The organism is Delftia sp. GW456-R20, from assembly GCF_001622915.1.
In the GTDB taxonomy this organism is placed as follows: domain Bacteria; phylum Pseudomonadota; class Gammaproteobacteria; order Burkholderiales; family Burkholderiaceae_C; genus Comamonas; species Comamonas acidovorans.
Window position 1 is genome coordinate 3,260,971 of record NZ_LWCN01000004.1, and the last position, 19,501, is coordinate 3,280,471.

The window sequence follows — 19,501 nt, forward strand, 5'->3', positions numbered from 1 at the left end:
AGGCCCATGGAACCTGTACCCGACGCCACCGTCTACATCGTCGATGACGACACCGATGTACGCGAAGCGCTGGCCTGGCTGCTGCGCTCGCGCCGCCTGCTCAGCGAATGCTATGACAGCGCAGAGGCCTTCGACGCCATGCTGCAGTCGCGCCCGCCACCACGCAATCCCTGCTGCCTGCTGCTGGACATGCGCATGGGCGGCATGAGCGGGCTGGCGCTGTTCAACCTCATGCTGGAGCGCAACCAGATCGCGGGCATGCCCGTGATCTTCCTGACCGGCCATGCCGACGTACCCACGGCCGTGGACACGGTCAAGCGCGGCGCCTTCGATTTCTGCGAGAAGCCCTTTTCGGACAACGCGCTCGTGGACCGCATCGAGCAGGCGCTGGAACTGTCAGCCCAGCACCAGGCCGAGACCCGCGCTCGCGAGGCCGTGCGTGCACGCTTCAACGAACTGACGGAGCGCGAGCGCGACGTGATGCGGCTCGTGGTGGAAGGCATTCCCAACAAGCTCATCGCCGACCAGCTGGACATCAGCGTGCGCACCGTCGAAGTCCACCGCGCGCGCGTCTTCGACAAGATGCAGGTCAAGTCGGCCGTGGAACTGGCCAACCTGCTGCGCACGCACGGCTGACTCCTTCAGAAATACGTGGCGATCACGTCCACCACGTCATAGCGGTCATTGACGACGGCCATCTGCCGCCATTTGTCGAAGGTCAGGCAGGGGTGGGAGATATCGAAGGCCAGCATGTCGCCGACGCGCAGGCCATCGTCCTCGGCCACCTTCAGGAAAGCATGCTGGTCCATCATGGCCGTGACCTCCCAATGGGGCGGTGCAGCCACCGGCGCGGCATCACCGGGGCGGTAGCGCAGCGCGGGCCGGGGCGGCACGGCCTCGAAGGCGGTATCGCGCTTGCCCAGCGCCACGATGGCGCGGCCAGGCTCGGGCAGTGACTGCACATAGGCCCAGACCTGCAGCGCAGGCAGCAGGCTGGCACGCATCTGCTGCGCCACGGGGTTGGTCTGGTCGATGCGCTGCTGCGCTGCCTGGTAGATGCCCGCGTCATGCGTGAGATAGCAGCCGGGGCGCAGCACCAGATCCAGCGCTCCCCCTATATCGGCCTTGCCGAATTCCTGGGCCACCACGTCGTACCAGGCCGAGCCGGCCCCCGTGAGCACGGCCGGGCTGCGCTGCAATCGTCCATCGCTTGCGAGCCGCTCAAGCCAGTGAACGGCTCGCCGCAGCAGGGTGCGGATGGCATCCTCTTCCTTGAGCACGCCTTCGTAGACCTCGATGCCGGCCAGCCGCACGGCCGCGCCAGCCCTTGCCAGCGCGTCCAGCAGCGGCTGCATCTGCGCATTGGAGCGCACACCCGTGCGCCCGCCGGGCGGGCCCAGCTCGATCAGGACCTGCACGGACTGGCCCGCCGCGCCAAAGAAGGCCGCCAGTTGCTCGACCTGCTCAGCGCAGTCCACCAGGCAGAAGAACTCGAAACCGGGATCAGCCAGCAGCTCGGCCACGGTGGCCATATTGCGCCGTCCGATCAGCTGGTTGGCCATGAGCACACGGCGCACGCCGTGGGCATGGGCCACGCGTGTCTGCTGGGCGGTTGCCAAGGTGATGCCCCAGGCGCCCGCATCGATCTGCTGGCGGAACAGGCGGGGCGCCATGGTCGTCTTGCCGTGGGGCGCGAGCTTGGCGCCGTAGGCGTCCACAAAGCGCTGCATCCAGGCCAGGTTGTGCGCCAGGCGCGACTGCGAGAGCACGGCGGCCGGCAGGCCCAGATCCTCGCGCAGCAGGTTCCAGCCCTGTGCTGCGGCGTCCTGCGGCGCGCAGGGCGCCGGCAGCGCACCCAGGCCCTTGTCGAGCGGGCTGACCACGTCGGCCATGCCTGCTGTGCTTGCTTCACTCATACGACTCCCCATTGATGGATGGGTGCCAGCATAGGGCAAGGCAGGTGGCCGCCCACGCAAAAACGCCCCGCGTTGCGGGGCGTTGCATCGGGGCCAGAGCCGGGATCAGCGGGGCTGCTGGTACTGGGGCTGGTATTGCGGCTGCTGTTGATACTGGGGCTGCTGTTGCTGCGGGATCTCGCCCACGAAGATTTCCACGCGGCGGTTCATGGCACGGCCGCTGGCCGAGTCGTTGGAAGCCACGGGCTGGTGCGAGCCACGGCCTTCGGTGGCGATGCGAGCGCCCGAGACGCCGCGCATGGTCAGGTAGTTGCGCGTGCTGTTGGCGCGGTCCAGCGACAGCGGGTTGTTGATGGCGTCCGAGCCGGTGCTGTCGGTGTGGCCGATGATGCGCACCTCGGCATTGGGGTTGTTGCGCAGGCCTTCGGCGAAGCGGTCCAGGATGGGGGCGAAGTTGCCCTTGATGTCGGAACGGTTGGTATCGAACGAGATGTCGCTGGGAATGTCGAGCTTGAGCTGGTTGTCGGCCGTCTGGCTCACGTTCACGCCCGTGCCCTGGGTGGCCTGCTCCATCTCGCGCTTTTGCTTTTCCATGTTCTGCGACCAGATGTAGGTGCCCAGTGCACCCACGCCGGCACCGATGACGGCGCCCGTGCCGGCCCTGCCGCCGGTGACCGCGCCCAGCACGGCGCCGGCTGCAGCGCCCACGCCAGCGCCCGTGGCCGTGCGGCGCTGGGTGTCGCTCATGTTCGCGCAGCCGGAGATGAACAGTGCGGCAGCCGTTGCGGCGGCCAGAACGATGTGCTTGCGCATGGGAAACTCCTTTTTGAATCTTGGGAACGCACCGTGCGGTAGCGCCAGGGTCCCCATTGTGGAAAGCAGGCTGAGCACAGCCTATCAGTGCGGGCAGGGCATACCCGTAGGACGGCGCCCGCTCCGCGAGGCTGCTTCCGCGTCCGTCACGGGCCGCTGCGATCCTGCCCGGGAGAGGGTTTGTCTGGAGACGGATGCGAATCCCGTGGCGTGTCCACGGGCAACTCGCCCTTGCGGCGCCCGGAGAACATGGTCCACCACACAATAGCGACCAGAATCACCAAGGCCAGCAGTGCTTCGAGCAAAATCAACCCCATGAATTTCCACCTCCTGCGCCATGCCGCGATGGCGCTGATTGTAGGGACGCTGGTCGCCTGCACGACCACCACCAAGCCGGTCTATGACCCTTCGCCCGTGCCCGACCTGCAGCCGGGAGGCCCGGTCACCGTGACACCCAGGCCCCCGCTGGTCACCAGCACCCCCACCAAGAGCCGCTGGATCGCAGCCGACTGGAGCGAATTGCCCGGCCTGCAGGAAGACGCGCTGCACGAAGCCTGGAATGCCTGGCTCAAGAACTGCGAACGGCCCAGCTCGGTCTTCGCGGGCCTGTGCCGGGACGTGCGCCAGCTGAGCATTGCCACGGGCGACGAGCAGCGCGCCTGGCTCATGGCCAATCTGCAGCCCTACCGCATCGAAGCGCTGGGCGGTGGCCCGGACGGCATGCTGACCGCCTACTACGAGCCACTGTTCGAGGCACGGCGCCTGCCGGGCGACGGCTTCAACGTGCCGCTGTACAAGACGCCGGCCGGCGCCGGCTTCGGCAGCCGCAAGCCCTGGTTCTCGCGCCAGCAGATCGAGACGATGCCCGAGGCCCAGGCGGCCCTGGCAGGCCGCGCCATCGCCTGGCTGCGCGACCCCGTCGATGCGATGGTGCTGCACATCCAGGGCTCGGGGCGCCTGAACATCATCGAGCCCACGGGCGCGCAACGCACGATCCGCGTCGCCTTTGCGGGCACCAACGACCAGCCCTACAAGAGCGTGGGCCGCTGGCTGCTGGACCAGGGACTGGTGCGCGACGCCACCTGGCCCGGCATCAGCGCCTGGGTGGCCGCCAACCCCGGCCGCGTCAATGAAATGCTGTGGAGCAACCCGCGCTATGTCTTCTTCCGCGAGGAGCCGCTGGAAGGCCTGGACCTGCAATTCGGCCCCAAGGGCGCCCAGGGCGTGGCCCTGACCCCGGGCCGCTCCATCGCCGTGGACAAGCAGAGCATTCCCTACGGCACGCCGGTCTGGCTGTCCACATCCGGGCCCACCGTGGCCCTGAACCGCCTGGTCTTTGCGCAGGACACGGGCAGCGCCATCGTCGGCGCCGTGCGCGCCGACTACTTCATGGGCTGGGGCCCCGAAGCCGGCGACCTGGCCGGCCGCATCAAGCAGAACCTGCGCCTGTGGGCCTTCTGGCCGCGCAGCCTTGCCAGCCAGGCGCCGCACTTGAGGTGACCCCCTGAGCGGCTACGCCGCTTCCCCCCGCTTTGGGGTGCGCCGGTTTTATCCTTTGCGCCAAGGCTCGCCCCGCATGGCACAAGACCAGCGCAGACACACCTCTATCCACTGTCCCTCGCTCTGGCGCGGCCCAACGCCAGGGGCGCCGAGCAAGAGCCGCCTCGCGGCGAGGGCGCCGTCCCCCTCAGGGGGAAGGCGCGCAGCGCCTCAGGGGGTATCGAAGTACCTCGTGACGCGCGGCGGTTCCTTGCCCTTGTGATAGGCCAGCTTGCGGTCGCGCAGGGCCACGTCGGCGGCGGTGACGCGGTCGAAGCGGCGCAGGTGCTCGGTCCAGGATTCGTCGATGATCTGCTCCACGTAGCGCTCGGGGTGGCTCATGCTGTGCAGCAGGCTCCAGCCCAGCGCGCCCTGCCGCATGCGGCTGCGGCGGCTTTCCTGCATGAGGGCGCGGAAGGCCTCGGCCTGGGTGGGGTCGATCTGGTACTCGATGGTGACGACCACGCGGCCGGCTTCGGGGATGTTGACCTCGGGGCGCTGGAAGGCCTTGGAGGGACTCAAATCCTCCTCGATCTGGCGGTCGCGCACCAGGCGCTGGACCAGCAGCATGCAGACCACGCCGCTGGCAGCGGCCACCATGAGACTGCCCCGCACCCCCACCATGCTGGCCACCTGTCCCCAGAGCGCGGCGCCTGTCGCCGTACCGCCCATGATGGACATCTGGTAGATGGACATGCCGCGCGCCCGCACCCAGTTGGGCAAGGCCATCTGGGCCGAGACGCCCAGCACGTTGGCGGTGGAGATCAGCGCCATGCCGGCCAGCATCATGGCCGGCACGGCCATGTAGACATTGGGCGACAGGGCCACGGCCAGCGTGGCCAGCGCATGCACGGCAGAGCCCGACCGGATCAGACTTTCCTTGGACATGGCCTGGCGCAGGCGCGGCAGGAACATGGCGCCCACGATGGCGCCCGCACCCATGGAGGCCAGCAGCAGCGTGAAGGTCTCGGCGCCGCCCCCGCCCTCGGTGGGGCCGTGCAGGCGCTGGGCCACCAGGGGCAGCAGGGCCATCACGGCCGTGCACTGCAGGAAGAAGCACACCGTGCGCGCCAGCACCGCATGCATGCGGGGCGACTCGCGCACGAACTGCAGGCCCACGCGCATGGCCGAGGGCAGGCGCTCGCGGCCCAGCGGGTTGGCCACATGGCGGCGCTTCCAGCGGATCAGCACGATGCCCGAGAGGATGGACAGCACGGCGTTCAGCACGAACACCCATGCGCTGCCCAGGCTGGCGATGATGGCGCCTGCCACCAGGGGGCCGATGATGCGCGAGGCGTTCATGGCCACGGCATTGAGCGCCATGGCCGAGGGCAGGTGGTGCTTGGGCACGAGTTCGGGGATCAGCGCCGAGAACACGGGCCAGCGCATGGCCAGGCCGATGCCGTTGGCAAAGGTCAGCACCAGCAGCCAGTGCGCCGTCATCTGGCCGGACAGCACGAACAGACACAGCACCAGGGCCACGGCCGCCACCCAGAACTGGGTGACGATGAAGTAGCGGCGCCGGTCCAAGATGTCGGCCAGCGCGCCGCTGGGCAGGCCCAGCAGGAAGACGGGCAGCGTGGAGGCCGATTGCACCAGGGCCACCAGCACGGGCGAGGTGGTCAGCGAGGTCATGAGCCAGGCCGCCGCCACATCGTTCATCCACATGCAGGTATTGGCCGCCATCCAGATCAGCCAGAGCATGCGGAAAGTGGGGCCGGACAGCGGCGCCCAGACGCCCTGCTGGGCCTGGGCCGCCTTCTGGCCTTCGGCCTCGGCAGCCGCCTTGTCGGCGGCCGTCATGCCTGACGGGTCTTCGATCAGGGTGCCCGGCGCCCCCATGCCCGAAGGCTCGGCCGGGGGCGGGGTGGAAGGCTCGGATTCAGAGGCAGGCGGCTGGGCGGGGACTGGTGTTGTTTGTTCTGCGGCCATGTGCCCCTGATTCTCGGCCCAAACGCGGGGGTGGCGCCAGAAATGGTTGTTGCACTAAGAACCACGATCACCGCCTTGCACGGCAGGCGTTTTTTGCTCCTTTTGCAGGAGCACACTGTCGCTTCGGCGCGACCTTCACAGGCCAGTACGCCGGCCTGCGGCTACTGGTCCGGCAGGCCCTTGCCCGCCATGGGCCCCAGCTGGGACAGGGGCAGCGCATGGCTGGACTTGATCTCGCCCAGCGAGAAACTGGTCTGCATGTCCTTCACATTGGGCAGGTTCAGCAGCGTGTTGCGCGCGAACTGCGCAAAGCTGTCCAGGTCGCGCGCCACCACCTGCAGCTCGAAGGTGCCGGTGCCGCTGATGTAGTGGCAGGTCACGACCTCGGGCAGCTTGCGGATGGCGTCCTCCATCTCCAGCGTCAGCGTGCCGGCCGTGCGCACGGCATCGAGCCGCACGAAGGCCAGCACGCCCAGGCCGATCTTGTGGCGGTCGATGTCGGCGTGGTAGCCGCGGATGAAGCCCGCCTCCTCCAGCGCCCGCACACGGCGCCAGCAGGGCGCGGCCGACAGGCCCACGCGCTGGGCCAGCTCGGCATTGGTCAGGCGCGCATCGGCCTGCAGGTGGCCGAGGATGGCAATGTCGAATTTGTCCAAAGTTTGCACAAAACACCGTCTTCAAGAATGATTCTTGCCAAGAATACTTGAAACAGCGCAAAGAAAGCAAAGACCTATCAGACGAGCACGAATACACTGAAAAAAGGCGATTTGGTTCAGACAACGAGTGCCGTGCATGCCTCTTTCCCGTTCCGGGCAGGACATGACAGGGCGCCGACCATCGATGGAGACAAGCCATGAATGCCCCACTGCCCGAAGACGTGCGCCGCGCCCTGGAGACGGTCACTCTCGACGACAAATACGCTCTGCAGCACGGCCGTGCGTTCATGAGCGGAGTACAGGCCCTTGTGCGCCTGCCCATGCTTCAGCGCCAGCGCGACGCTGCAGCGGGCCTGAACACCGCAGGCTTCATCAGCGGCTACCGGGGCTCCCCTCTGGGCGGCTATGACCAGGCGCTATGGGCCGCGAAAAAGCACCTCGAATCCAACAACATCGTCTTCCAGCCCGGCGTCAATGAAGAACTGGGCGCCACGGCCGTCTGGGGCACGCAGCAGCTGGATCTCTATCCCGAGACCAAGAAGTTCGACGGCGTCTTCGGCCTGTGGTACGGCAAGGGTCCGGGCGTGGACCGCTGCTCCGACGTGTTCAAGCACGCCAACATGGCGGGCACGGCCCGGCACGGGGGCGTGATCGCGCTGGCCGGCGACGACCACATCAGCAAGAGCAGCACGGCCGCCCACCAGAGCGACCACATCTTCAAGGCCTGCGGCACGCCGGTGTTCTTTCCCAGCAATGTGCAGGACATCCTGGACATGGGGCTGCACGCCTTTGCCATGAGCCGCTTCTCCGGCCTGTGGTCGGGCATGAAGACCATCCAGGAGGTGGTGGAGTCCTCGGCCAGCGTGTCGGTGGAGCCGGACCGCGTGAACATCATCCTGCCCGAGGACTTCCAGATGCCGCCCGGCGGCCTGCACATCCGCTGGCCCGATGCGCCGCTGGAGCAGGAGCAGCGGCTGATGAATTACAAGTGGTATGCGGCCCTGGCCTATGTGCGCGCCAACCGGCTCAACCACAACGTGATCGACGGCCCCAACGACCGCTTCGGTCTGATCGCCAGCGGAAAGGCCTACAACGACATGCGCCAGGCCCTGGCCGACCTGGGCCTGGACGACGACACCTGCCGCCAGCTGGGCATACGCGTGCACAAAGTCAACGTGGTCTGGCCGCTGGAGGCCACCATCACGCGCGACTTCGCGCGCGGCCTGCAGGAAATCCTGGTGGTGGAGGAAAAGCGCCAGGTCATCGAATACCAGATCAAGGAAGAGCTGTACAACTGGCGCTCCGACGTGCGGCCCAACGTGGTCGGCAAGTTCAGCGACGAACACGGCGGCGAATGGTCGGTGCCCAATCCCAGCCAGGACTGGCTGCTGCGCCCCAATGCGGACCTGACGCCGGCCCTCATCGCGCGCGCCATCGTCCAGCGCCTGACCAAGATCGGCGTGCCCGAACACATCGCCCAGCGCATGCACGAGCGCATTGCCGTGCTGGACGCCCGCGAGGCCGCGCTCAAGGCCGCCCAGAGCCAGCCCACGGGCGACCGCGTGCCATGGTTTTGCAGCGGCTGCCCGCACAACACCAGCACCCGCGTGCCCGAGGGCAGCCGCGCCGTGGCCGGCATCGGCTGCCACTACATGACGGTGTGGATGGACCGCTCCACCAGCACCTTCACGCAGATGGGTGGCGAGGGCGTGACCTGGGTGGGCCAGGCGCCCTTCACCAAGGACGCGCATGTCTTCGCCAACCTGGGCGACGGCACCTACTTCCACAGCGGCCTGCTGGCGATACGCCAGAGCATCGCGGCCGGCGTGAACATCACCTACAAGCTGCTGTACAACGACGCCGTGGCCATGACGGGCGGCCAGCGCGTGGGCGAGCGGCCCGAGGGCCACTCGGTGCTGCAGATCATGAACAGCCTCAAGTCCGAGGGCGTGGCCAAACTGGTCATCGTCACCGACGAGCCCGCCAAGTACGACGGCGTGCCGCTGGCCGAGGGCGTGACCGTGCACCACCGCGACGAGCTGGACCGCATCCAGCGCGAGTTCCGCACCCTCAAGGGCTGCACGGCCATCATCTACGACCAGACCTGCGCCACCGAAAAGCGCCGCCGCCGCAAACGCGGCACGCTGGCCACGCCCGACAAGACCGTGGTCATCAACGAATTGGTCTGCGAAGGCTGCGGCGACTGCTCGGTGCAGTCCAACTGCCTGTCAGTCGAGCCGGTGGAGACCGAGTTCGGCCGCAAGCGCCGCATCAACCAGAACACCTGCAACAAGGACTACTCCTGCGTGAAGGGCTTTTGCCCCAGCTTCGTCACCATCGAAGGCGGCCAGCTCAAGAAGCCCAAGAAGGAGAAGAAGGGCGACCTGTCCATGCTGCCCGCCATCCCGGAGCCCGTGCTCCCCGTGGCCGAGCAGGCCTGGGGCATCGTCGTGGCCGGCGTCGGCGGCACGGGCGTGATCACCATCGGCTCGCTGCTGGGCATGGCCGCCCACCTGGAGGGCAAGGGCGTGATCACCCAGGATGCGGCCGGCCTGGCGCAAAAGGGCGGCTCCACCTGGAGCCACATCCAGATCGCCAACCGTCCCGAGGCCATCTACACCACCAAGGTGGACATGGCCAAGGCCGACCTGGTGATCGGCTGCGACCCCATCGTCACGGCCACGCCGACCACCATGTCCGTGATGCAGCCGGGCCGCACCTTCGTGGCGCTCAACAGCCACGGCTCGCCCACGGCAGCCTTCGTCACCAACCCTGACTGGCAGGCGCCGGACGACCGCTGCGCCAGCGCCCTGGCCCAGGCCGTGGGCCCCGAGCTGCTGGGCAGCTTCGACGCCGAGCAGGTGGCCGTGCAGCTGCTGGGCGACAGCATCTACACCAACCCGCTGATCCTGGGCTACGCCTGGCAAAAGGGCCGCGTGCCGCTGTCGCACGCCGCGCTGATGCGCGCCATCGAACTCAACGGCGTGCAGGCCGACAACAACAAGGCCGCCTTCGAGTGGGGCCGCCGCTGCGCCCATGACCTGGCCGCCGTGCGCGCCCTGTTCCAGACGGCCCAGGTGATCCAGTTCGTCAAGAAGCCCTCGCTGACCGAGATGGTGGCCAAGCGCGTGGACTTCCTCACGGGCTACCAGAACGCCGCCTATGCGGCCGAGTACCAGGCCTTCGTGGACAAGATCCATGCCGCCGAGCGCGGCGTGGCGGGCTCCGGCACGCGCCTGTCGGAGGCCGTGGCCCGCTATCTGTTCAAACTCATGGCCTACAAGGATGAGTACGAGGTCGCGCGCCTGCACACCGATGCGGCCTTCAGCCAGCGCATCGCCGGCATGTTCGAGGGCGACTACCGCGTGGTCCACCACCTGGCGCCGCCGTCGTCGGCCGGCAAGGATGAGCACGGCCATCTGGTCAAGAAGTCCTACGGTCCCTGGATGCGCAAGGCCATGGAAGTGCTGGCGAAGATGAAGGGCCTGCGCGGCACGGCGCTGGACCCCTTCGGCCGCACGCAGGAGCGCCGCACCGAGCGCGCCCTGATCCAGGAATACCGCCAGTGCATCGAAGGCCTGCTGGCCGAACTCACGCCCGAGCGCCTGGCGCTGGCCGTGGAGATCGCCAGCATTCCCGAGGACATCCGCGGCTACGGCCATGTCAAGGAGCGCAACCTGGCAGCGGCCCGCATCAAGTGGAAGGCGCTGATGGCACGCTGGAGCGCACCGTCACGGGGTGCCGGCAGCACGGGCAAGCCCGCCGTCGGCGTCGCCTGAAACCACACGGACCGCCCCGTTCCAGGGGCCTCCTGTAAGATCGCTGCCGCCGCCCGCACCGCAAGGTGTGGGCGGCGCGGCTCCGTCAGGGTCCGTTCCATGGACCGTCAGGCCGGGCGCAAAAATCACGAAAAACCGCGCTCCACCCCTTTAAAAACGGCAGATGGCAGCCAGTTGCAGCCAGTTGCAGCCATCGTCGCCGAAAAACCCGCAGCCGCCAGATCCTGGCAGCCCATGTGGGTCAGGGCTGACGCATACAATGCTCCGTTCTCCTGCGCGGGCCCGTGCATACGGCGTGCGCAGCGACCCTTTTTCGACCTTCCAATCCTGGAGTCTTGCCCGTGTTTATTTCTTCCGCTTTTGCCCAGACCGCACCCGCAGCAGCAGCCTCCGGTGGCGACTTCATGTCGCAGCTGTATGGCATGGCACCGCTGGCACTGATGTTCGTGGTGCTGTACTTCGTGATGATCCGCCCCCAGATGAAGCGCCAGAAGGAGCACCGCTCCATGATCGAGGCGCTGGCCAAGGGCGACGAAGTGGCAACGTCCGGCGGCATCATCGGCCGCGTGACACGGATGTCCGAGCAATTCCTGCACATCGAGATCGCCTCGGGTGTGGAAGTCCAGATCCAGCGCAGCGCCGTCGTACAGGTGCTGCCCAAGGACACGCTGAAGTAAGCGCTGTCCCTGTCTTGCGGGTGTGCGGACCGCGCAGGCGGCAGCACACCCTTTTGTGCGTTGCTGTCTACAAAGAGCGAAGAGCGCGATCATGAACCGATATCCGGTCTGGAAGTACGCGATCATCGTGATCGCGCTGCTGGTGGGGGTGCTCTACACCCTGCCCAATTTTTTCGGTGAGGCGCCTGCGGTGCAGGTCTCCTCGGCCAAGGCCACCGTCAAGGTGGACAACGCGGTGCTGCACAGGGTCGAAGAGGCCTTGAAGGCCGCCGATGTCAAGCCCGATGTGCTGACCATCGAGGGCACCTCGGTGCGGGCGCGCTTCAACACGCCCGACGAGCAGCTCAAGGCCAAGGACGTGATCCAGAAGGCCCTGATCCCCGATGCCAACGATCCGGCCTACATCGTGGCGCTGAACCTGGTGTCGCGCTCGCCGCAATGGCTCACGGCCGTCGGCGCCAAGCCCATGTACCTGGGCCTGGACCTGCGCGGTGGCGTGCACTTCATGCTGCAGGTGGACATGGCTGCGGCCCTGACCAAGAAGGCCGACTCCTTTGCCGGCGACCTGCGCACCTCGCTGCGCGACAAGAACATCCGCCACGGCGGCGTCTCGCGCAACGGCAACACCGTCGAGATCCGCGTGCGCGACGAGGCCATGCTCACGGCCGCCCGCAACCTGGTCACCGACCAGTTCCCCGATCTGGCAGCCACCTCCGAGCCTGATGGCGCCGGCTTCAAGCTGCTGGCCTCCATCAAGCCCGAAGCCCTGCGCAAGGTGCAGGAGCAGGCGCTCAAGCAGAACATCGTCACCCTGCACAACCGGATCAACGAGCTGGGCGTGGCCGAGCCCGTGATCCAGCAGCAGGGTCTGGACCGCATCATCGTCCAGCTGCCCGGCGTGCAGGACACGGCCAAGGCCAAGGACATCCTGGGCCGCACGGCCACGCTGGAAGTGCGCCTGGTCGACGAATCCTCCGAGGCGCGCGGCGCCGAGCTGGGCTCGGGCCCCGTGCCCTTCGGCTCCGAGCGCTACCTGGACCGCAACGCCCAGGCCGTGATCGTGCAAAAGCAGGTCGTGCTGACCGGCGAGAACCTCACCGACGCACAGCCCGGCTTCGACAGCCAGACCCAGGAACCCACGGTCAACCTGGTGCTCGATGCCAAGGGCGCGCGCATCTTCAAGGACATCACGCGTGAGAACGTGGGCAAGCGCATGGCCATCATCCTGTTCGAAAAGGGCAAGGGCGAGGTCGTGACGGCTCCCGTGATCCGTACCGAGATCGGTGGCGGACGCGTGCAGATCTCGGGCCGCATGACCACGGCAGAAGCCAACGACACGGCCCTGCTGCTGCGTGCCGGCTCGCTGGCCGCGCCCATGGAGATCATCGAGGAATACACCATCGGCCCCAGCCTGGGCGCCGACAACATCAACCGCGGCATCCACTCCGTGGTCTGGGGCCTGGTGGCCATCGCGGCCTTCATGTGCGTGTACTACATGCTGTTCGGCGTGATCTCCACGGTGGCCCTGTCGGTCAACGTGCTGCTGCTGCTGGCCATCCTGTCCATGCTGCAGGCCACGCTGACCCTGCCCGGCATCGCCGCCATGGCGCTGGCGCTGGGCGTGGCCATCGACTCCAACGTGCTGATCAACGAGCGCATCCGCGAAGAACTGCGCGGCGGCGTCTCGCCGCAGGCCGCCATCCATGCGGGCTACGAGAACGCATGGCACACCATCCTGGACTCGAACGTGACCACGCTGATCGCGGGCCTGGCGCTGCTGGCCTTCGGCTCCGGCCCGGTGCGCGGCTTCGCCGTGGTGCACTGCATCGGCATCCTGACCAGCATGTTCTCGGCCGTGTTCTTCTCGCGCGGCCTGGTCAACCTCTGGTACGGCCGCCGCAAGAAGCTCAAGAGCATCTCCATCGGCCAGGTCTGGAAGCCGGAAGACACCAGCCAGCTGCGCTCCGTGGCTGCCAAGGGTTCCAGCGTCGCCGATTCCGGCGCCAACAACTGAAAGGGGGAAGACCATGGAGTTCTTCCGCATCCGCAAAGACATCCCCTTCATGAAGTACGCGTTGGTCCTCAACGCGATCTCCTTCATCACCTTCGCGCTGGCCGTGTTCTTCCTGCTCACGCGCGGCCTGCACCTGTCCGTGGAGTTCACGGGCGGCACCGTGATGGAGGTGGCCTATACCCAGACCGCCGACATCGCCAAGGTGCGCGATACCGTCTCCAAGCTGGGCTACAGCGACGTCACGGTACAGAACTTCGGCACGTCGCGCGACGTGATGATCCGCCTGCCCGTGCAAAAGGACGTGTCCTCCGCGCAGCAAAGCGAGCAGGTGCTCACGGCGCTCAAGAAGGAAGACGCCGAAGTCACGCTGCGCCGCACCGAGTTCGTGGGCCCGCAGGTGGGTGACGAGCTCATGCACAACGGCCTGATGGCACTGGGCTTCGTGGTGCTGGGCATCGTGATCTACCTGGCCATGCGCTTCGAATGGAAGTTCGGCGTGGCCGCCGTGATCGCCAACCTGCACGACGTGGTCATCATCCTGGGCTTCTTCGCGTTCTTCCAGTGGGAGTTCTCGCTGTCCGTGCTGGCCGGCGTGCTGGCTGTGCTGGGCTACTCGGTCAACGAGTCGGTCGTGATCTTCGACCGTATCCGCGAAGCCTTCCGCAAGTTCCGCAAGCTCAGCACCACCGAGGTGATCGATCACGCCATCACCAGCACGATGAGCCGCACCATCATCACCCACGCCTCCACCGAGGCCATGGTGCTGTCCATGTTCTTCTTCGGCGGTCCCAGCCTGCACTACTTCGCGCTGGCGCTGACCATCGGCATCCTGTTCGGGATCTATTCCTCGGTCTTCGTGGCCGCCGCCATCGCCATGTGGCTGGGCGTCAAGCGCGAGGATCTGATCAAGGCGCCCAAGGCTTCCACGGACCCCAACGATCCCAACGCCGGCGCCACTGTGTAAGCGAATGTTCTAGCTCCAGACCGGCTTACACTCGCGGGCATGCCCTCCCTGCCCACCCCTTCCAACGCGCCTGCTGGCACCCAGTCTTCACTGGGCCAGCAGGCGCGTTTGCATTGGGTGCGTGGACTGTGCAAGGGCCTGCCCGGCGTGGCCCAGCAGCTGCTGGCCCAGATGGAACAACAGGCCCAGGCCGTGGGCACCGCACGTGAAATGCAGGAGCGTCGCGAGGCCTGGTCCAGCTACCGCCAGCACCAGGCGGCCTGGCTGAATGCCTGCATGCAGGCCCTGCAGGGCGCACTGCAGCCGGGCAGGGCCACACCGGCCTCCGTGCCAAAGCGCGGGGCGCTGCAGTTCGAACTGCTCAGCGACGATGTGGTGGAGAACAAGATCCTGGCCTCCCGCATGGCGCTGGCCATGGGTGAAACCACGGCACCCGTCTTCGATACGCTGCGCCTGCGCATGCAGGCCATCGAAAACCAGGAACTGCCATCCGACGACATTCTGCGCAGCGAGTCCGTGTGCCGCCATCTGGTCGAGCAATGGCTCGCCAGCGGCCTGCAGCGCGGCGATCTGCAGCGCGTGAACGATCTGCTGCAGACAGCCCTGGCACCGCTGCTGGTGGCCGGATACCAGGCGGCCCACCAGCTGCTGGACGGCCAGGGCGTCACCCGTTCGCAGGACGTGGCCATGCGGGTGCGGCGCACCGAGGGCGGCCACTCCACGCGCGCCATGGGCCTGGGCCCGGCCACGGCGCCTGCCTCGACCTCGCAGCCTTCCTCGGCCTATGCGCCCACGCAGATGGGTGGCGTGCCGGGCGCTGCCGCCTCCTATCCGCCCAACGGAGCACTGCCCCAGGGACAGATGCCCGTGGGCCTGACAACACTTTCGCGCGCACGCCACCGCGCCCATGAAGTCGTGGGCCAACTGCGCCGCCTGCTCATGCAGCCGGGCGTGGGCGTGCCGGGCCTGGTGCCCGGCGTGGGCGGCGTGGGCGGTGGCCTGCAGCAGGCCCCCGCATCGGCCGCGCTGACCCAGGCCCTGCTGGAGCAGCGCGTCGTGGCCCAGACGCAGTACCAGCACATGCTGGCCCGGGGACTGACCACGCTGCAAATCGATGCCAGCCCGGCCGCCATCGGCCAGTTGGTGGGCCAGGTGCGCGAGCGCTCGGCCGAGCTCAAGCGCAAGGCCACCACCTCGGGTGAAAAGGCCACCATCGAGATCGTGGCCCTGATGTTCCAGGCCATCCTGACCGAGGACCGCATCCCGCCCTCGGTGCGCGTCTGGTTTGCCCGGCTGCAGGTGCCCGTGCTGCGCGTGGCCCTGGCCGAGCAGGAATTCTTCAGCAATCTGCGCCACCCGGCCCGGCTGCTGATCGACCGCCTGGGTTCGTGCGTGATGGGGTTCGACGCCTCCAGCATCAGCGGCAGCGCGCTGGAGTCGGAGATCCGGCGCATCGTCCAGGTCATCGAGCAGTACCCGGAGACCGGCCAGAAGGTCTTCGTGCTGGTGCTGCGCGAGTTCGAGGACTTCCTGGCGCGCTACCTGACCCAGTCGCAGGACAAGGCCAAGATCGTCAGCGTGGCCCAGCAGGTGGAGCAAAAGGAAACCTTGGCCATCCAGTACACGATCGAGCTGCGCCACCTGCTCACCGACATGCCGGTGCGCGAGGAGATCCGCGAGTTCCTGTTCAAGACCTGGACCGAGGTGCTGGCCCTGGCCGCCGTGCGCCACGGCGCCAAGGACGCGCGCACCATGCGCTTCAAGCAGGCCGCCAGCGAACTGGTCTGGGCCGCCAGCGCCAAGCCCACGCGCCAGGAACGCTCGCGCGTGATCCAGACGCTGCCGACGCTGCTGCAGACGCTGCGCGAAGGGCTGGCCCTGATCGGCGTCACGGGCGAGGGGCAGTCCGCACGCATCAAGCTGGTCACCGACACGCTGGCCGAAGCCTTCGTCTCCAAGACGGCGACCATCGCACCGGCCCGCATCGAGGCCATGGCCCAGCGGCTGTCCCATCTGGAGCAGTACATCAGCGAAGACGGCATGCTCGACGAGGACATGCCGCTGTCGCCCGAGAACATCGAGATGATCCTGGGCGTGGACACGGCCGGGCTCAACGTCATCCCGAGCACCAACACCCCCGTGGACCCGGTGATGCTGGAGTGGGCCACCTCGCTGGAGCCGGGCCGCTGGTTCACGCTGGACCACAACGGCGCGCGCATCCAGGTGCAATACACCTGGCGCAGCCGCCGCAAGCAGCTGCACCTGTTCGCCGCGCTCGATGGCACCTGCCACCTGCTGCAGCTGCGGCGCATGGCCTCCTACCTGCAGTCCGGCCTGCTGTCCGTGCATGACGAAGAGGCGCTCACGGTGCGTGCGACGCGCGATGCGCTGGAGAAGATTCAGGCGAACCCTGAAAGGCTAAGCTCCCCCTGAGGCGCTACGCGCCTTCCCCCCGGGGCACGGCGCCTCTCTACCCGCTTCGCGGGGGAGGGGGACGATGCCATCGGCTAGGCGCCCCCACCGCGAGGCGGCTCTTGCTCGGCATCTCCCGCTTGGGGACGCGCCAGTTTTTGAGCTCAGGCCTGGGCCAGGCGCTGGAACAGGCCGCCGGGCAGGCGCTCCACGCGGCCTTCCAGTTCCAGCTCCAGCAGGTGGGCCTGCAGGGCTGCGGCATCCATGCCTGTGCGGTCCATGAGCTCGTCCAGCGACAGCGGGTCGTGGGCCAGGGCGCGCAGGGTGGCGTCGTTCTCATGGTCCTGTGCGGACTGGACAGCTGCCGCTGCCGCCGCTGCTGCCGGTACGGGCTTGGCAATCGGCAGGCGCACGGCCGTGCCCTGCAGCTCATCGAGCACGTCCTGCGCCGTTTCCACGAGCTTGGCGCCCTGGCGCAGCAGCGCATGGCAGCCGCGCGACTGGGGCGCGTGGATGGAGCCGGGGATGGCAAAGACCTCGCGGCCCTGTTCGCTGGCCAGCCTGGCCGTGATCAGCGAGCCCGATTGCAGGGCCGCCTCGACCACCAGCGTGCCCTGCGACAGGCCCGCAATGATGCGGTTGCGCTGCGGAAAGTGCGCGGCCATGGGGCCGGTGCCCAGCGGATACTCGCTGACGATCAGCCCATGGCTGGCCACTTCGCGGGCCAAGCCGATGTGGCGCCGTGGATAGACCTGGTCCAGGCCCGTGCCCACGACGGCAATGGTGACGGGCGCCGCCTGGGCGCCGGTGCGCAGCACCGCGCGCAGTGCGCCCTCATGGGCAGCGCCATCCACGCCCTGCGCCAGTCCGGAGACGATGCACAGGCCGGCCTCGGCCAGCGCCTGCGCCATGGCACGCGCATTGGCCGCGCCCTGGACCGTCGGCCCGCGGCTGCCGACCATGGCCAGGGACTGTGGATAGGGGAACCAGGGACCAGAACCTGTCATGCAGCGCTCGCTGCCCTGCACATGCAGCAGCAGCGGCGGATCTTCGGTCTGCAGCAGCGCCTGCGGATACTGGGGATGGCCCAGCGCAAGCACGGCATGCAACTGCCCGGAAGCGGGCTGGTCCAGCCATTGCGCCGTGGCCGCCACAAGCTGCTCCAGGCGCTGGGGCACGGTCTGCAGCGAATGGGCCTGCGCCGCCGTCACCAGGCCGTGCCAGGCGGCTGGAGGGCCGCTCCAGATATTCTGCGCACCACCGCAGGCCGCCAGCAGGCGCCGCGCCGTGGTGCGGCCCACGCCGGGCGTCAGCAGCAGCCGAAGCCAGGCGGACAGCTCCTCGGGAGCGAGCCGGTCGGTGGACTGCAAGGCGGCCGCCATGGCGTTGCCGGCAGGCCGCTGGGGCTCAGGGAGCCGGCGAGGTCAGGCTGTCGCCCACCTCGACGCCGCGCCGCGCCTCCAGGATCAGCGCGTAGGAGACGCGATCGAAGGTGCGGAACACCATGGCATGGCCATTGCGTTCATCGGGCAGCTGCACCTGCTCCTTCTTGTCGCCCGTCTTGTCCACGATACGCGCGCCACGGCGGCTCAGCTCCAGCACCGTGCCCACGTCCATGCCGTCCTGCGTGCCCTTGTTGATGGCAATGACCTGGTTGTTGGCCGCCCAGCGCACGGCCTGGTCGCCGTACAGCGACACCACATGGGCCTTCACGGCAGCCTGCGGCGCATGCGGCGCATAGTTCATGTAGGTTCGTTCCGGTGCGGGCAGCAGGCGGTCGCCAGCACGCATCTCTGTCTTGGCGCGCGACAGGTCCACCGTGGCGGGAGAGGCCTGCTCGTGCTTTTCGCCCTTGCTGTCCACGATCTCCAGCGAGGTCTCGCCCTCGATGAGATCGGCCAGGCCCAGGTACTTGGCCTCGTAGCCCAGCACCTCACCGGAGATGGGGTCCTTGAGCGCCACCGCATCGCGGAAGACACGGTACTGGCGCGGCAGGCCGTCGCCCTTGCGCAGCGGCGCCTCGGCCGTGCCGCGTGCATAGGCGCGGTCACCGCTGGCCATGAGCACGCGCTCGTCCGTGGTGGCGATGAGGCGGGGTGCGCGCAGCAGCGTTTCGGCATCGACCACCAGCGGCTCGGCCAGGAAGGGCTCGATCAGATGGGGCTGCAGCGTGGGCAGGGCCGCCTGCGCCAGCGACTCGCTGCGCGTGCTCGGAGACACGCGCACCACACCGGGCTCGCCGCCGTCGCCCATGGGCCGCGCCGTGCTCAGGCGGGCATAGCCATCACGCTTGTCCAGGTACAGCACCTGGCCCGGATAGATGAGGTGGGGATTGGCGATGGCCTGCATGTTCATGCCCCACAGCTCGGGCCAGCGCCAGGGACGGCGCAGGTACATGCCGGAGATGCCCCACAGCGTGTCGCCGCGCTTGACGGTGTAGCTGTCGGGCGCATCGGGCGCCAGCTCGCCCACGGGAACGCCCTGCTGGGCCACCTGCTGGGCGGCCGAGCGCTGCGATGCCGTCACCGGAAGCTGCTGCGCGTGGGCCGCTGCGAACGCAGCGATCAGGGCCGTTGCGACAGTCCAGGTACGAGCTGTGGCGAATGCAGTCATGGAATTCCTCTTCTTGTGGCTGACGCAGCGTCCCTCCTAGGCACTGCGGCACGGCCGATCTTGTCATGAACGGCCATACAGGTCTTACAAATCAGCAAAGATTCTGCGTGCAAGGCCATGAGAGGGCAACGCTTATTGCGTCGTCCCGCTGCGCCCAGGCAGAAAAGTGGCGAAAATAACGACATT

At 67.8% G+C, this 19,501-nt stretch carries 14 protein-coding genes; 7 read left to right on the forward strand and 7 right to left on the reverse strand.

Annotated elements, in window-relative coordinates; genetic code table 11:
- Positions 1-6 precede the first annotated feature (6 nt).
- A complete protein-coding gene (locus A4F85_RS19900; protein ID WP_012202778.1) occupies positions 7-636 on the forward strand; it encodes a response regulator transcription factor in 630 nt (209 codons plus the stop codon).
- Positions 637-641: 5 nt separating this feature from the next.
- On the opposite strand, the gene A4F85_RS19905 is transcribed toward A4F85_RS19900, so the two are convergent.
- From A4F85_RS19905 to A4F85_RS30925, 3 genes are all read right to left on the reverse strand, one after another.
- Entirely contained in the window at positions 642-1,916 is a 1,275-nt protein-coding gene (locus A4F85_RS19905) for an amino acid deaminase (RefSeq protein WP_063327525.1), read from the reverse strand.
- 105 nt (positions 1,917-2,021) lie between these two features.
- A complete protein-coding gene (locus A4F85_RS19910) occupies positions 2,022-2,729 on the reverse strand; it encodes an OmpA family protein (RefSeq protein ID WP_063327526.1) in 708 nt (235 codons plus the stop codon).
- 146 nt (positions 2,730-2,875) lie between these two features.
- Entirely contained in the window at positions 2,876-3,046 is a 171-nt protein-coding gene (locus tag A4F85_RS30925; protein WP_016449371.1) for a hypothetical protein, read from the reverse strand.
- Here A4F85_RS30925 and mltA point away from each other — a divergent pair.
- Entirely contained in the window at positions 3,045-4,229 is a 1,185-nt protein-coding gene (mltA, locus tag A4F85_RS19915) for a murein transglycosylase A (protein ID WP_063327527.1), read from the forward strand. The genes A4F85_RS30925 and mltA overlap by 2 nt on opposite strands.
- 210 nt (positions 4,230-4,439) lie before the next feature.
- Here the strand turns inward: mltA and A4F85_RS19920 are convergent, their stop codons facing one another.
- Both A4F85_RS19920 and A4F85_RS19925 read right to left on the reverse strand, forming a co-directional pair.
- Positions 4,440-6,200: an MFS transporter gene (locus tag A4F85_RS19920; protein WP_063327528.1), complete on the reverse strand. Its 1,761-nt coding sequence runs from the start codon at positions 6,198-6,200 to the stop codon at positions 4,440-4,442.
- 161 nt (positions 6,201-6,361) lie between these two features.
- Positions 6,362-6,865, reverse strand: a complete 504-nt coding sequence (locus tag A4F85_RS19925) for an Lrp/AsnC family transcriptional regulator (RefSeq protein WP_012202773.1) — start codon at positions 6,863-6,865, stop codon at positions 6,362-6,364.
- A gap of 188 nt (positions 6,866-7,053) precedes the next feature.
- Here A4F85_RS19925 and A4F85_RS19930 point away from each other — a divergent pair, with 188 nt between their 5' ends.
- From A4F85_RS19930 to A4F85_RS19950, 5 genes are all read left to right on the forward strand, one after another.
- On the forward strand, positions 7,054-10,635 hold the full coding sequence (locus A4F85_RS19930) for an indolepyruvate ferredoxin oxidoreductase family protein (RefSeq protein ID WP_063327529.1): 3,582 nt from the start codon (positions 7,054-7,056) through the stop codon (positions 10,633-10,635).
- Between the two features lie 341 nt (positions 10,636-10,976).
- Entirely contained in the window at positions 10,977-11,312 is a 336-nt protein-coding gene (gene yajC, locus A4F85_RS19935; protein ID WP_012202771.1) for a preprotein translocase subunit YajC, read from the forward strand.
- A 91-nt stretch (positions 11,313-11,403) separates the two neighbouring features.
- Positions 11,404-13,326: a protein translocase subunit SecD gene (gene secD, locus A4F85_RS19940; RefSeq protein ID WP_013804608.1), complete on the forward strand. Its 1,923-nt coding sequence runs from the start codon at positions 11,404-11,406 to the stop codon at positions 13,324-13,326.
- A 13-nt stretch (positions 13,327-13,339) separates the two neighbouring features.
- Complete coding sequence (gene secF, locus A4F85_RS19945; protein ID WP_012202769.1) at positions 13,340-14,290, forward strand: protein translocase subunit SecF; 951 nt, start codon at positions 13,340-13,342, stop codon at positions 14,288-14,290.
- Between the two features lie 39 nt (positions 14,291-14,329).
- Positions 14,330-16,723 (forward strand): DUF1631 family protein, encoded by a 2,394-nt coding sequence (locus A4F85_RS19950; RefSeq protein ID WP_063327530.1) that lies wholly within the window; start codon positions 14,330-14,332, stop codon positions 16,721-16,723.
- A 143-nt stretch (positions 16,724-16,866) separates the two neighbouring features.
- Here A4F85_RS19950 and dprA read toward each other — a convergent pair whose 3' ends face one another.
- Together dprA and A4F85_RS19960 are read right to left on the reverse strand one after the other, a co-directional pair.
- Entirely contained in the window at positions 16,867-18,084 is a 1,218-nt protein-coding gene (gene dprA / locus A4F85_RS19955; RefSeq protein WP_063327531.1) for a DNA-processing protein DprA, read from the reverse strand.
- Between the two features lie 25 nt (positions 18,085-18,109).
- Entirely contained in the window at positions 18,110-19,315 is a 1,206-nt protein-coding gene (locus tag A4F85_RS19960) for a LysM peptidoglycan-binding domain-containing protein (RefSeq protein ID WP_063327532.1), read from the reverse strand.
- Positions 19,316-19,501: the final 186 nt, after the last annotated feature.

Bases quoted from the DNA above. Each gene is read 5' to 3' on its own strand.
- A4F85_RS19900 (WP_012202778.1), top strand. From the start codon at position 7: ATGGAACCTGTACCCGACGCCACCGTCTACATCGTCGATGACGACACC.
- A4F85_RS19905 (WP_063327525.1), bottom strand. From the start codon at position 1,916: ATGAGTGAAGCAAGCACAGCAGGCATGGCCGACGTGGTCAGCCCGCTC.
- A4F85_RS19910 (WP_063327526.1), bottom strand. From the start codon at position 2,729: ATGCGCAAGCACATCGTTCTGGCCGCCGCAACGGCTGCCGCACTGTTC.
- mltA (WP_063327527.1), top strand. From the start codon at position 3,045: ATGAATTTCCACCTCCTGCGCCATGCCGCGATGGCGCTGATTGTAGGG.
- A4F85_RS30925 (WP_016449371.1), bottom strand. From the start codon at position 3,046: ATGGGGTTGATTTTGCTCGAAGCACTGCTGGCCTTGGTGATTCTGGTC.
- A4F85_RS19920 (WP_063327528.1), bottom strand. From the start codon at position 6,200: ATGGCCGCAGAACAAACAACACCAGTCCCCGCCCAGCCGCCTGCCTCT.
- A4F85_RS19930 (WP_063327529.1), top strand. From the start codon at position 7,054: ATGAATGCCCCACTGCCCGAAGACGTGCGCCGCGCCCTGGAGACGGTC.
- secD (WP_013804608.1), top strand. From the start codon at position 11,404: ATGAACCGATATCCGGTCTGGAAGTACGCGATCATCGTGATCGCGCTG.
- secF (WP_012202769.1), top strand. From the start codon at position 13,340: ATGGAGTTCTTCCGCATCCGCAAAGACATCCCCTTCATGAAGTACGCG.
- A4F85_RS19950 (WP_063327530.1), top strand. From the start codon at position 14,330: ATGCCCTCCCTGCCCACCCCTTCCAACGCGCCTGCTGGCACCCAGTCT.
- dprA (WP_063327531.1), bottom strand. From the start codon at position 18,084: ATGGCGGCCGCCTTGCAGTCCACCGACCGGCTCGCTCCCGAGGAGCTG.
- A4F85_RS19960 (WP_063327532.1), bottom strand. From the start codon at position 19,315: ATGACTGCATTCGCCACAGCTCGTACCTGGACTGTCGCAACGGCCCTG.